Raw genomic sequence first — 12,664 nt, 5'->3', positions numbered from 1 at the left:
TATGAGAGATTTTAAAAATTTGGAAGTATGGAAGGAAGCTCATCAAATAGCAAAAGAATGTTATAAGGTGTCCTCATACTTTCCGCAAGAAGAGAAATTTGGATTAACTAGCCAGCTAAGGCGAAGTTCATTATCAATACCAACCAATTTAGCTGAGGGATGTGGAAGAGGTAGCCAAAAAGACTTGAAAAGGTTTTGCGACATTGCTATGGGTTCAGCTTCAGAAGTGGAATACCTGCTCTTCTTTATAAATGAAATAGGCATCCTACAATACCAAGATTACAAATCATTAAGTGAATCATTAATTACAATGAAGAAGAGACTTAATGCATTAATCCAAAAACTAAAGTCCAATGTCCAATAGCTACATAAAACAGGTAGAAAATCCAGCTCTAGAAATCCATGACTTAACGGTCAGCTATGACAAAAAACCTGTGTTGTGGGGCATTGACCTGTCCGTCCCTCAAGGTTCATTGTGCGGAGTTATTGGCCCGAATGGCGCAGGTAAGTCAACCCTTATCAAAGCAATCATGAATCTTGTGGAGATGAACTCAGGGTACGTTAAGCTATTTGACCAATCGCTTGATGAGGTTCGTAAACGAGTAAGTTATGTTCCGCAGCGTGAATCGGTAGACTGGGACTTTCCTGCTTCGGTTCTTGATGTGGTACTCATGGGCAGATACGCAAGCCTGGGATTATTCAAAAACCCAAGAAAAGCGGATAAGGAAGCAGCAATGAAGGCGCTAGAAATGGTGGGCATGGATAAGTTCTACAAACGCCAGATTTCACAATTATCCGGTGGACAACAGCAACGGGTATTTTTAGCTAGAGCTCTAACTCAAAATGCGGACATCTACTTTTTGGATGAACCTTTCGCTGGTGTAGATGCGGCTACTGAAAAAGCAATTTTCAGAATTCTACAGGATCTGTCAAAAGAAGGAAAAACCATCATAGTGGTACATCATGATTTGCAATCGGTGGAAACTTACTTTGAATGGGTGATACTGCTCAACCTACGCCTGGTCGCTTCCGGCCCAACTTCTAAGGTCTTCACTCCTCACCTATTGGAAGAGACATATGGAGGTAAACTCACATTGCTTACTGAAGTTGGTGAGCTGGTGCAAAAAGGTGAATTCAAAGCGAGAGAGAAACAATAATGGAGACGTTGATCGAATTCTTTTCCTTCAAATATCCAAACATCAAATATGTGGTGTTCGGCACCATTCTGTTGTCTATCAGCTCGGCAGTGGTCGGATGCTTTACTTTCATTAAGAAGAAATCATTGGTTGGGGATGTCATCTCTCATGCGGTCTTACCGGGAATTTGTATCTCCTTTATGGCTTCCGGCAGCAAAGATCCCTTTCTTCTCATCATCGGTGCATTTATTTCTGGATGGATTTCAATTCTGGTAATGGATGCAATTACACAAAATACCAAAATCAAAGAAGATGCTGCAACCGGACTTTCGCTATCTGTTTTCTTTGGAATAGGGATTCTCTTGATGACCTACATTCAGCATTCCGGAAATGCCTCTCAAAGCGGACTGGATACGTTCCTTTTTGGCAAAGCAGCAGCGCTTGTCGGTAAGGACTTGATGGCTTTTAGCATCATTGCTGTTATTGTTTTGCTGACCGTTTTTCTATTCTACAAGGAGTTTAAATTAATCAGTTTCGATCCGCAGTTTGCCAGGGTAATTGGCCTTCCGATTAAAAGATTGGAGATGGTTCTCACCTCCATCACGGTGCTGGCTGTAGTCACAGGCATCCAGGCAGTTGGTGTAGTACTGATGGCTGCTATGCTTATCACACCGGCTGCTGCCGCTCGCTTTTGGACTGATCGCCTTTCCAGAATGATACTATTGGCCTCCATATTTGGTACCATTTCCGGAATTGGTGGGGCCTACATCTCATACAGTGCTCCGTCCATGCCTACAGGCCCCTGGATGGTAATGATTCTTTCCATTATTGCACTGCTTTCCTTCTTCTTTGCTCCGGGGAAAGGAATTGTAGTACGGCAATGGAGACGTATTTCCATTCAACGTCAATTGCTGGAAGAGAATTTACTTAAAACCTTCTACCGGATCGGCGAAAACAGTGGTGATCATTTCAGCAAAGTTGCTGCTGACGACCTCCAGCTAATAAGAAGCTTCTCTCCCGCCCAACTGGTCAAAGGATTACGTAAGCTTCGTGTGAATGGCTATGTACAGCGTGACAATGGAACCTGGTACCTTACCCATGAAGGATTTGAAAAAGGTAAGCGAATCACACGTTTGCACAGACTTTGGGAACTCTATCTGACTAAATACCTGCGTATCGCTCCTGATCATGTGCATGAAGATGCAGATACGATTGAGCATGTTATAACTCCGGAATTGGAAGCAAGACTAGAAAAGTTACTGGAATACCCAACCGAAGATCCGCATGAATCTATCATTCCAAAATAAGATGAAGCAGAAAGAATTGATCATTATTAATCATCAATTATCAATTACCAATTGATCATGGATGCATTTTGGATCATATTGACGGGATCGTTAGTGGCTGTGAGTTGTGCCATTTTAGGCTCCTTCCTGGTATTAAGAAAGATGTCAATGGTCGGTGATGCCATTTCACATTCAGTGCTGCCCGGAATTGTAATTGCTTTTTTTATTGCAGGAAGTATGCAATCTATCTGGATGTTGGTTGGAGCAGGAATTCTGGGAATGCTCACTACATTTCTTATTGAATTTTTTCATCAAAAAGGCAAGCTTCAAACGGACGCCTCTATCGGTGTAACCTTCACATGGCTCTTTGCTTTGGGGGTAATCCTGGTCACTTACTATGCAGGCAATGCCCACATTGATCAGGATTGCATTCTTTATGGCGAGATTGCTTACGTCCCTATTGACCTGGTGTATGATTCTGCCGGAGAGCCTATCGGGCCTAAGGCTGTAATTATCTTATCGATCGTGCTGTTGCTTATTTTGCTATTTGTCTTTGTTTTCTACAAGGAACTGTTCATCACTACATTTGACGCTTCTTTTGCACAAGCCATCGGAATATCCACTACTAAATGGCATTATGCTTTAATGGGGTTGGTTTCATTGACTACCGTAGCATCCTTTGAGTCAGTGGGAGCAATACTCGTTGTAGCACTATTGATAGCACCTGCAGCTTCAGCATACCTGATAACAAACCAGCTTAAAGTAATGTTGATAGTCAGTTCCGCATTTGGCATATTAAGTGCTTTTTTCGGATACTGGCTGAGCTATTTACTTGATGGTTCTATTGCAGGTGCGATGGTAACCATATCAGGGGTTATCTTCGCCATTTGCTACACGATTGTGAGATTGAAAAAATGAATAGACTCTTAGCAATTCTTCTTCTTATTTCATTGTCCTCTTGTTACAAGACTTTGACCATGGATGGTTTCGATAAAGAACAATGGACGAACGCTGATCAAGATTGCAGCACTTATCGCTTAGATATTATCGATCTCATTATCGAAAAGCAAGATGTGATTTTGGAAGCAACACAAAATGAAGTGGAAAGCTTGCTTGGAAAGGCGAAGGAGCATGAGCTTTATCAACGCAATCAAAAATTCTTCCATTATCGCTTAACACCTCCCGATAGTTGTGGGGAATATGAAACCATTGAATACCTCTCTATCCGTTTCAATGCAATCGGTCGGGCTAATCTTGTACAGGTGATGCTAAGAGAGCCTCAATAAGTGACAAGAGAATGAATCTTATCACACCATTTGTGGAGCGCATCCCTTCCATGCAAAAAGCTCAGCTCAACTAAAAAAGAAAAACCGACAACCTTTCCTCCTGCCATTTTTACCAACTCGGCAGCAGCAAGTGCTGTACCTCCTGTAGCCAGCAAGTCGTCATGAATGAGCACCCTAGCTCCTTTTATCATGGCATCTTTATGCATTTCAACCTCAGCTGATCCATATTCCAGATCATAGGCAAAGGAATGAGTTTCCGCCGGCAGCTTTCCCTTTTTTCTCACCGGCACAAAAGGAATATGCAGTTTCTGTGCCAAAGCATTCCCCCAAATAAATCCTCTAGACTCAATTCCAACAACAGCATCAAGCTCATATCCTTTCCAATATTCAGCAATAGCCTCGGTAATATCAGCACTCAACTGTACGTCTTGTAAAAGCGGGGTGATGTCTTTAAAAAGGATGCCCGGCTTAGGAAAATCCGGCACATCCCGAATACTATTGATAATTCTTTTGGTGAGATTCATGCAATAAAAATTGAAATAGGTTTAAAATTGAGGCACAGTATTTGAAAAGTCTTTGCTAAAAAACTCAAAGCCAATGAAAAATTTATACTTAATCCTGTTTGTTTTTGGTTTAGTCACTACTTCACAGGCGCAGAAGCTGTCTAAAATGGAGGAGTTACTCCAATCGAAGCAAAAGTGGTCTGTAATCGATGTGAAATGCAAACGTCCTTATTTTGAAATCGGTGAAACATTCACAATTCGAATAGATCGTAAATTCTACCACGATCGAAACAATTACGCAAAGTTGGGTGGTGAATGGACGCTGGATGGTAAAAAGTTGATTCTTACCTACGATTCATTTACAGAGGAAAGAAGAAGAATTCCTTATGTCTATAGAATCAAAAAGTGGGGAAAAGATGGATTCCGACTTACCTACCGAAATAAATTCAACAAGAAAGAAAAGGTTTACTTTAAATAGCAAAAGCCCCAGAAAGGGGCTTTTTTCATTTTATAGCTTCATATGCCCCTTTTACAACAATCTCCTTTTCTATCAACTTCGAAACATCTATAACCTCTACTAAATCTCCATTCCGCTGGCCTGTTTGAACTTCTATTTTCTGAAAAAGATCCTTACCTCCTCTTGAATTCTTGACTGCCACGTACTGCATCCCATCCATATCAATAATGGCTCCAGCAGGAACAGCATACCCTTTATATATTCCTGTTTCAATCCAGGCCTCTATGTATGCTCCCACTACTAGCTGAGAGTAGCTATCAGGTATATGCCCGTGCACCATCACAGAACGATCTTTACTGTCAATTACTTTTTCAATTAAATGAACTTCTCCATAAAGTAGAGAATCACTCTCATTCACTTTAAACTCAATTCTCTGACCTTCCTTTAACTTAGTCACATCCCGTTCATATACTTTCAGCTCCAGATGCATATGTTCCGTATTGACAATTTGCATTGCAACATCCTGTGGAGACAGGTAAGCTCCTTTGTTGATTGACAGATCACTTACAAAACCCGAAATGGGCGCATAAACTCGCACAGAGTTAACAATTTCCCCCTCTTCCAATTGAGCAATATCAATATTGATCAATTCAAGCTGCTCCTTCAGGCTTTCCTGCTTCGCCTTAGCAACGAGGTAATCACTCTCCGCCTGCCTGAATTTTTTCTCAGATGATATCGCATCAGCCACCAATGCTTTTTGTCGATTATAATCCGCCTCCAAAAACGCAATTTGCTCCTTTACTTCCAGGTACGCCTGCTGCATACTGATGTATTCCGGATTTTGAAGGGTAAAAAGCAAATCACCCCTTCTCACCCGCTTGCCGGGTAGTAAATCAAAATACCTCACATAGCCACCATGAAACACACTAATTGATGCGCGGTGAGTTGGTGGAACATCCACAATACCGCGAACAGAAATGCGCTGCGGGATATCCATTTGCTTCAATTGCGCCGTTTGTATACCGGCTTGATTTTGCTGATCTGCTGTTAAGAAAACACCCTCTTCTACCTGATCATTCGATCCTTCTAATTCCTGATTACATGCAATCAGGAAAAGTGTTGAAATGATTAAAATATATTTCATGATAATTTTTATTTAAATGTTAAGTGGTTGATTTCGAGCGCAATTTGATTGTATTGCCATAATGATTGGAGATAATCAATCTTTATGCTTGTCGCTCTTTCCAATAACTGTGCGTACTGCAAAAAATCAATTTCTCCATTTTGGAATGATCGATTTGCCGCATGCATTAGCTCCTGACTCAACTTCCTGCCTGAAACTTCATAAGAGACTAAAGCCGCTTCCTGCTTTTCGAGATCTGCCAATAAGCTGTTTAGCTTTGCCTGAAGCTGATATTCATATTCATCAGATGCTGTCATGGATTGTTCCCATGCTACCTGAGCTGCACTTATTCTTGACTTTTCACCTGCAAACAAAATAGGAATACTCAGTCCTACCTGAAAGCCGCGAAAAGTTTGAGCTCCAACTGAGCCATCATTTCCCTGAAAATATTCCAATTGAATACCTGGCAACAGCTGGTTTTTTTGAAGAGCTAAATCAGATTTCATCATAGAAATTGACTCATCCGATTGAAGTAAACCCGGATGTGTCTTTAAATCAGGGACTTGAATTGTGACTTTAGTGAGGGAATCTTGCTCTACTGTTATCGTGTCTCCGGTTTGGATCCAACGATACATATTCACATATGCTAGCTCAAGCTCCTTATGAGACTGATCAAGATTTTTTTTGACAGCTACAGATAAACTTTGTGCGGTAAGCTGTTCCAGGTAACCAGACTCTCCTTCTTCAAATCTGCGTTTTGCTGCCACACCAAATTTGGCATAAACGCTATCCAGATAGCTATACCACTTAACCAAGTTCGCAGAATAGACTACCTGATAATAAGCTTCGGATACTTTTTGTGTTAGTAGTTGTTCTTCCTGCCGATACTGGAAGTCTGCTATGCGTACCCTGCTCTCAAGTATACGTTTCTGTTTGCTGTAAATCGTAGGGAAATCAAATGATTGCTGTACTCCCCATACATTCAACGGTAAATTATTTTGAGTCAGGTTGTTCTGATCTTCACTGTAATAGAGAGTAGCTCTATCAAAAGAATAGGCTGTGCCAACGAGTTTTTTAGTACGTTCTACTTCCAGTGCCGATGAGTGCAAACCGGCATTATTTTCTTTTGCTATAGAGATAGCTTCTTCCAGGGATATCGCTTGCTGAGAATGACCCAGTCCAGGAAGGAAAAAGCAGCCAAGTATAAGCAATATCTTAGGTCCCTTGCCTTTAATCGAGACCCCTTTATCAAAAATAGAATAGAGTATGGGTAGAACAATCAGTGTGAGCAACGTAGCAGTAATAAGTCCACCAACAACCACAGTTGCCAATGGACGTTGTACTTCCGCTCCTGCGGATGTCGATACGGCCATGGGTAAAAACCCCAAAGCAGCCGCAGAAGCAGTAAGTAGCACAGGTCTTAATCGTTGAGTTGCACCCTTAATCACACGCTCTTTTACATCAGTTATTCCTTTGGCTTTCAGCTCTTTGAAATGCTCTATGAGTACAATCCCATTTAATACTGCAATTCCGAATAAGGCGATAAACCCAACTCCGGCTGAAATACTAAAAGGCATATCTCTTATCCATAGCAACAGCAAACCACCGACAGCAGCCAGAGGTATCGCGCTGTAGATCATCAAGGCGTCCCTTACCGACTTAAATGCAAAGTGTAGAAGTATAAAAATCAGAACCAAAGAAATTGGAACAGCTACAGCCAGACGCTGACGTGCACTTCGAAGGTTCTCAAATTGTCCCCCGTATGTCACATAATATCCCGGAGGTAAATCAATATTATTATCAATAAGACCACTCACATCATTCACTACAGACTCAAGGTCCCTATTTCGAACATTGATGCTAACAACAATTCGGCGATGGGTATTGTCTCTTGAAATTTTTGCCGGGCCATAAGTGTAGGTAATCTCTGCTAACGAACTCAGAGGAACTTTTCCCCCATCCGGAATATTTACATATATCTGCTCCAGATTCTCAATCCCCTTTCGCTGATCACCTGCAAATCGCACAGAAAGATCAAATCTGCGCTCTCCCTCATAAATACTACCAGCAACCTCTCCCGCAAAACCCAAAGAAACCAGTCGATTTACATCCGAAATGTTCAATCCATAACGAGCAATTTTGCTTCTATCATACTTGACTTGCAATTGTGGCAACCCTACGACTTTTTCAACAGTGATATCTGCTGCCCCCTCGACATTTGCGATGAGTTTTTCTACCTCTTGTGCCTTTTGATACAATAAATCCAGATCTTCCCCAAAAATCTTAATCGCCAGATCTGAACGGACTCCAGTAATCAACTCATTAAATCGCATCTCAATAGGCTGAGTAAATTCAAAGTCGATTGTAGGTAAGGACTCTACTAAAGCCTCCTTTACCTTATTTGCTAATTCATCCTTACTTCCTGCTGTTGTCCATTCATCCCTGTCCTTTAAAGTGATGATTACATCGGTCTCCTCCATTGACATGGGGTCTGTAGGCACCTCTGCAGCTCCGATACGCGTAACTACCTGATTTACTTCCGGAAAGCGCTTTACGATTTCTTCAATCCTGGTAGTAATTTCAATGGTTTTTGTAAGTGAGGTTCCCGTTTTTAACACCGGCTGAATAACAAAATCTCCTTCATCGAGTGTAGGGACAAACTCGCCACCCATTCGAGTAAAAAGAACAATAGTGGCTGACAATAGTAGTGTAGCAAGAACCAAAACCAACCGTTTCCTACCCAAAACCCAGGTCAGCATTGGGACATAAATGCTTTCAAGCATTGAAATAAGTTTTCTTGAAATGCGACTTTCTTTCTGTTCCGGTTTGATAAATAAGCTGGAAATGACCGGGACATAGGTAAAACCGAGAATCATCGCTCCAATCAAGGCAAAGCAAAAAGTCAGTGCCATCGGGATAAACATCTTGCCCTCCACATTGGTCAGCGATAAAATAGGGATGAATACGATGATGATAATCAGCTGACCGAATACCGCTGAGCGCGTCATCTTCGAGGTACTCTCAAATGTGATTTCATCAATACGCTGTTTCCTTTCGGATTTACTTAACCCCAACATTTGCGATTGACTCGAGGCAATTTTGAAAGCAATGAACTCAACAATGATGACAGCCCCATCGATAATAATTCCGAAATCGATGGCGCCCAGGCTCATGAGATTAGCATCAATGCCAAAGATGTACATCATGGATATGGCAAATAATAATGCAAGTGGAATTACGGAAGCCACGACCAATCCTGAACGGAAGTTTCCTAAGAGTAAAACCACTACAAATACCACGATTAAACACCCAAGAATAAGGTTTTCAGTAATGGTAAAAGTGGTTTTACCAATCAGTTCGCTACGCTCGAGAAATGGGTTTATGGTAATTCCTGGAGGCAAAGTAGTTTGTACTTCAGCGACACGTTGCTTCACTGCTTCGATAACTGCCTTTGAGTTGGCGTCCTTCAGCATCATCACTTGTCCTAAAACCTTCTCCCCTTCTCCGTTCCCGGTAACAGCTCCGAACCGAGTGGCATGTCCATATCCAACTTCAGCAATGTCCTTGATATATATGGGACTTCCTTCCCGAATTGTAACTACGATATTTTCAATGTCTTTCAAAGACTTAACCAGTCCCTCACCTCGTATGAAATAACTTTGGTTAGCTTTTTCTATGTAACCTCCACCAGTAACATCATTGTTCTTTTCGATGGCATTCAACACCTGAATAGGTGAAATGTTCATTGCATTCAGATGTTCCGGATTAATCGTTACTTCATACCTCTTTAAAAAGCCGCCCCAGGTGTTGATCTCAACAACCCCTTTGATCCCACTAAGTTGCCTTTTCACTATCCAGTCCTGAATGGTGCGTAGCTCCATGGAGGAATACCTGCCTTTATACTCCTCATCAACCTCCAGCACGTATTGATAAATCTCCCCTAAGCCAGTCGATATAGGTCCCATCTCAGGAGACCCAAAGCCTTCGGGAATTTTTTCAGACGCACTTTTGATTTTCTCCGCTATTAACTGCCGAGGTAAGTAGGTTCCCATCCGATCCTCAAACACAATGGTAACGACTGAGAGACCAAACTTTGATATTGACCTAATTTCCTGCACACCCGGAAGGTTGGCCATCTCTAACTCAATGGGATATGTAATAAATTGCTCTATATCTTGCGTTGAAAGATTTCGAGACGTAGTTATGACCTGAACCTGATTATTGGTAACATCAGGAACTGCACCAATCGGTATCTGGGTTAGAGAATAAACACCGAAGGCGAATAAACTAACGGTAAAGAATATAACGATCAGCTTGTTGTTCAAGCTAAACCGAACAATATGTTCTAACATGAGAATTTGAGTTTTAGAATAATAATTGGAAAAGGATCGTACGACCCGCAGGATCAACCCAATTGTGGTGGTCCTCTAAAACTAATAGAAAGGAAAACAAGGTGATCTTTGGCTAATACGCTTGATTCTACCGGAAAGGAATCATCCTTGTCACATTCAACACAAAGCGGAATTTCGAATGTAGGAATCTCTGCAACCGGAAAGTAAACGGTCAGATTGGAAGTTTTCTCGAACTCCTCCAGGTGATTTTCTCCCGGATTTAAGTGTAGAGCTAATTTGATATAATCAAGCAGGGAGTCGGCATAGGTATACTCAACCGCATGCTCATCCTCAGTCTCTTGATTAACATGATGATGTGGCATTAGTGTATGCAACATAAGCATGCATACAGCTATAGTCATTGCTATTTTACCGATCACCTTCATCACATATGCAATTTACGTATAATGAAATGATACTGTTGGCTTTTAACCTAATTCAGATTGAATCTAATCTAGTGTATAAGACATTAATTTGAATATAGTTGCATTAACAACTAAATTTGCGGAATATTAAAATTGATTCATATGTTTTGGGAATCTTACAGCCACAATAAATTAAAAAAGATCGTTTTTGATGCGTTGGAGCAAAACCTGGATTACAGGCATAAGCCGGTATTGGGTCTTCCTGCATCCTATCTTGATACAGAGGTGTTTTATCAGGATGCGCCTTTTTTAAAAGATGCTCCCTTCCTTTCGGCTATGATTGCCAATCCCAATCACATAGGCTGCCATACTTTAAATGAATCCGAAGCTGCATTTGAAGGCACGCAAAAGATCGAGGCGGAATTAATTGATATATGTGCCAAAGAAATATTTCAGGGAAAAGAAGCTCATTATGATGGGTATGTTGCTTCGGGTGGCACAGAAGCAAACATTCAAGCTATTTGGATTCTTAAACGCTATTATGAACAGGAATTTGAAGCAAAATCTGAAGAGATTGCTTTGGTGTGCACAGCTGACGCTCATTACTCCATGCCAAAGGCTGGGTCGCTGTTGAGCCTAGATCGTTATACGTTACCTGTAGATTCAGAAACCAGGAAAATCACAAGTGAAGCAACATCTGTTCTTAGACGAGCCCAATCAGAAGGAAAGAAATACTTTATCGTTGTTTTGAACATGGGCACAACCATGTTTGGCTCTGTTGATGATATCGATGAGGTTACCGGTTGGATGGATGAGCTGGAATTAACCTACAAAGTTCACATCGATGCTGCGTTTGGAGGTTTTATATATCCGTTTGCAGATGACCACAATAAACTTACTTTTCAAAACTCCAGGATCAACTCTTTTACATTAGATGGCCATAAAATGCTACAGTCTCCTTATGGCACAGGGCTCTACATCACCAGACAGGGATTCATGGAATATGCTCTGACAGAAGAGGCCAATTACGTAAAAGGCAAGGATTACACCTTAATTGGAAGCCGCTCAGGTGCGAACGCTATTGCCGTTTGGATGATCATGCGAACCTATGGCTCTGAAGGATGGAAAATGAAAATTCGTAAACTCATTGAAAAAACGGATCGATTGTGTGATAATTTGAATGATCGAGGAGTTGATTTTTATAGGAACCCTTTCATGAATATCGTGACAATCAAAGCAGAATATGTGGATCCGAGAATAGCTAAAGAATTTCTTCTAGTACCAGACTCACACGATGACAGATCCAATTGGTACAAAATCGTGGTAATGGATCACGTGACACAAGGACTGCTGGATCGGTTCTTAATGTCTCTCCCTGTAGAATCTAAGAATTCATAACAAACAACTACTAGTCTCCAAGACACATTTACATCTGGTTAAATAACGTTAAAGTCAACGTGATTTATGGCATGGCCAGTTTGTCTGTTAGCTTTGTGAATCTTAAAATGGCTTGAAGCTACTCAGCAAATTGTTTTTGAACGGGGAGATCGTGCAGGTTTACGTAATTGAGTAGTATAGCAGGACCTACCTGGATATCTCCACAATTTTACGAATCATGAATATTTTAAAAAGGAATCAGTTTAGTCTTTTGATGAGTTTTATTTTGATGGGCCTTTCTGGTCAACTGTTGGCACAGAGTCCACAACAGACAAGAACAGATTTCAGTGATGGAGAATTAGAAAACTTTGTAGAGGTAGTGAAAGTACAACAAAAAGGGCAACTGGAAATGGCAGAGGCCATTCAAAGTGAAGGACTCGATGTAAACGCCTTCAACCAAATTTTACAAGCTAAACAAGACCCTGAAGCTGAAGTCTCTAAAGAAGATGAAGTGAAATTTCGGGCGGCTTCTCAAAAAGTGAAAGCCATCCAGCAAGGACTTCAGAGCAAAGTGATGAAAAAGATTAACGATACCGGGCTAGGTATGAACACATATACTCAGATTGCTCAGGCCTATCAGCAGGACGCAGAAGTTCAGAAAAAGGTAAATACGATTCTGGCAGATAACTAGTTTCCAGATTTCAATGTAGTTAAGACTGATGGCTCTCATAGCCACAGTC

General features: G+C 41.2%; 12 protein-coding genes. 8 read left to right on the top strand and 4 right to left on the bottom strand.

Annotated features, from left to right (window positions below; genetic code table 11):
* Position 1: 1 nt before the first annotated feature.
* The 5 genes from ACOQON_RS06740 to ACOQON_RS06720 are packed head-to-tail and all read left to right on the top strand — an operon-like array spanning position 2 to position 3,708.
* Positions 2–364 carry a four helix bundle protein gene (locus ACOQON_RS06740; RefSeq protein WP_420578160.1) on the top strand — a complete coding sequence of 121 codons (363 nt, stop codon included), beginning with the start codon at positions 2–4 and terminating at the stop codon, positions 362–364.
* The gene (locus ACOQON_RS06735; protein WP_420578159.1) at positions 354–1,157 is read left to right on the top strand and encodes a metal ABC transporter ATP-binding protein; all 804 of its coding nucleotides are present in this window, start codon (positions 354–356) and stop codon (positions 1,155–1,157) included. The genes ACOQON_RS06740 and ACOQON_RS06735 overlap by 11 nt, the downstream gene beginning before the upstream one ends.
* Positions 1,157–2,443: an iron chelate uptake ABC transporter family permease subunit gene (locus ACOQON_RS06730; protein WP_420578158.1), complete on the top strand. Its 1,287-nt coding sequence runs from the start codon at positions 1,157–1,159 to the stop codon at positions 2,441–2,443. The genes ACOQON_RS06735 and ACOQON_RS06730 overlap by 1 nt, the downstream gene beginning before the upstream one ends.
* A gap of 57 nt (positions 2,444–2,500) precedes the next feature.
* Positions 2,501–3,340: a metal ABC transporter permease gene (locus ACOQON_RS06725; RefSeq protein ID WP_420578157.1), complete on the top strand. Its 840-nt coding sequence runs from the start codon at positions 2,501–2,503 to the stop codon at positions 3,338–3,340.
* Complete coding sequence (locus ACOQON_RS06720) at positions 3,337–3,708, top strand: hypothetical protein (RefSeq protein WP_420578156.1); 372 nt, start codon at positions 3,337–3,339, stop codon at positions 3,706–3,708. The genes ACOQON_RS06725 and ACOQON_RS06720 overlap by 4 nt, the downstream gene beginning before the upstream one ends.
* On the opposite strand, the gene ACOQON_RS06715 is transcribed toward ACOQON_RS06720, so the two are convergent.
* Entirely contained in the window at positions 3,702–4,232 is a 531-nt protein-coding gene (locus ACOQON_RS06715) for an adenine phosphoribosyltransferase (RefSeq protein ID WP_420578155.1), read from the bottom strand. The genes ACOQON_RS06720 and ACOQON_RS06715 overlap by 7 nt on opposite strands.
* A gap of 73 nt (positions 4,233–4,305) precedes the next feature.
* Between ACOQON_RS06715 and ACOQON_RS06710 the strand changes: the two genes are divergently transcribed.
* The gene (locus tag ACOQON_RS06710; protein ID WP_420578154.1) at positions 4,306–4,689 is read left to right on the top strand and encodes a hypothetical protein; all 384 of its coding nucleotides are present in this window, start codon (positions 4,306–4,308) and stop codon (positions 4,687–4,689) included.
* A gap of 25 nt (positions 4,690–4,714) precedes the next feature.
* On the opposite strand, the gene ACOQON_RS06705 is transcribed toward ACOQON_RS06710, so the two are convergent.
* From ACOQON_RS06705 to ACOQON_RS06695, 3 genes are read right to left on the bottom strand one after another with little or no spacing between them, the layout of a single operon-like run.
* Positions 4,715–5,812 (bottom strand): efflux RND transporter periplasmic adaptor subunit, encoded by a 1,098-nt coding sequence (locus ACOQON_RS06705; RefSeq protein ID WP_420578153.1) that lies wholly within the window; start codon positions 5,810–5,812, stop codon positions 4,715–4,717.
* A gap of 8 nt (positions 5,813–5,820) precedes the next feature.
* Positions 5,821–10,143: a CusA/CzcA family heavy metal efflux RND transporter gene (locus tag ACOQON_RS06700; RefSeq protein WP_420578152.1), complete on the bottom strand. Its 4,323-nt coding sequence runs from the start codon at positions 10,141–10,143 to the stop codon at positions 5,821–5,823.
* Between the two features lie 53 nt (positions 10,144–10,196).
* Positions 10,197–10,568: a hypothetical protein gene (locus ACOQON_RS06695; protein WP_420578151.1), complete on the bottom strand. Its 372-nt coding sequence runs from the start codon at positions 10,566–10,568 to the stop codon at positions 10,197–10,199.
* A gap of 141 nt (positions 10,569–10,709) precedes the next feature.
* Here ACOQON_RS06695 and ACOQON_RS06690 point away from each other — a divergent pair, with 141 nt between their 5' ends.
* Together ACOQON_RS06690 and ACOQON_RS06685 are read left to right on the top strand one after the other, a co-directional pair.
* Positions 10,710–11,945 carry a pyridoxal phosphate-dependent decarboxylase family protein gene (locus ACOQON_RS06690; RefSeq protein WP_420578150.1) on the top strand — a complete coding sequence of 412 codons (1,236 nt, stop codon included), beginning with the start codon at positions 10,710–10,712 and terminating at the stop codon, positions 11,943–11,945.
* A gap of 217 nt (positions 11,946–12,162) precedes the next feature.
* Positions 12,163–12,615, top strand: coding sequence for a DUF4168 domain-containing protein (locus ACOQON_RS06685; RefSeq protein ID WP_420578149.1), 453 nt, complete (start codon positions 12,163–12,165; stop codon positions 12,613–12,615).
* Positions 12,616–12,664: the final 49 nt, after the last annotated feature.

The sequence above is a fragment of the Ekhidna sp. genome, from assembly GCF_965221965.1.
Lineage (GTDB): Bacteria > Bacteroidota > Bacteroidia > Cytophagales > Cyclobacteriaceae > Ekhidna.
This window is presented reverse-complemented; position numbering and strand designations above follow the sequence as displayed.

Bases quoted from the DNA above. Each gene is read 5' to 3' on its own strand.
- ACOQON_RS06740 (WP_420578160.1), top strand. From the start codon at position 2: ATGAGAGATTTTAAAAATTTGGAAGTATGGAAGGAAGCTCATCAAATA.
- ACOQON_RS06735 (WP_420578159.1), top strand. From the start codon at position 354: ATGTCCAATAGCTACATAAAACAGGTAGAAAATCCAGCTCTAGAAATC.
- ACOQON_RS06730 (WP_420578158.1), top strand. From the start codon at position 1,157: ATGGAGACGTTGATCGAATTCTTTTCCTTCAAATATCCAAACATCAAA.
- ACOQON_RS06725 (WP_420578157.1), top strand. From the start codon at position 2,501: ATGGATGCATTTTGGATCATATTGACGGGATCGTTAGTGGCTGTGAGT.
- ACOQON_RS06720 (WP_420578156.1), top strand. From the start codon at position 3,337: ATGAATAGACTCTTAGCAATTCTTCTTCTTATTTCATTGTCCTCTTGT.
- ACOQON_RS06715 (WP_420578155.1), bottom strand. From the start codon at position 4,232: ATGAATCTCACCAAAAGAATTATCAATAGTATTCGGGATGTGCCGGAT.
- ACOQON_RS06710 (WP_420578154.1), top strand. From the start codon at position 4,306: ATGAAAAATTTATACTTAATCCTGTTTGTTTTTGGTTTAGTCACTACT.
- ACOQON_RS06705 (WP_420578153.1), bottom strand. From the start codon at position 5,812: ATGAAATATATTTTAATCATTTCAACACTTTTCCTGATTGCATGTAAT.
- ACOQON_RS06700 (WP_420578152.1), bottom strand. From the start codon at position 10,143: ATGTTAGAACATATTGTTCGGTTTAGCTTGAACAACAAGCTGATCGTT.
- ACOQON_RS06695 (WP_420578151.1), bottom strand. From the start codon at position 10,568: ATGAAGGTGATCGGTAAAATAGCAATGACTATAGCTGTATGCATGCTT.
- ACOQON_RS06690 (WP_420578150.1), top strand. From the start codon at position 10,710: ATGTTTTGGGAATCTTACAGCCACAATAAATTAAAAAAGATCGTTTTT.
- ACOQON_RS06685 (WP_420578149.1), top strand. From the start codon at position 12,163: ATGAATATTTTAAAAAGGAATCAGTTTAGTCTTTTGATGAGTTTTATT.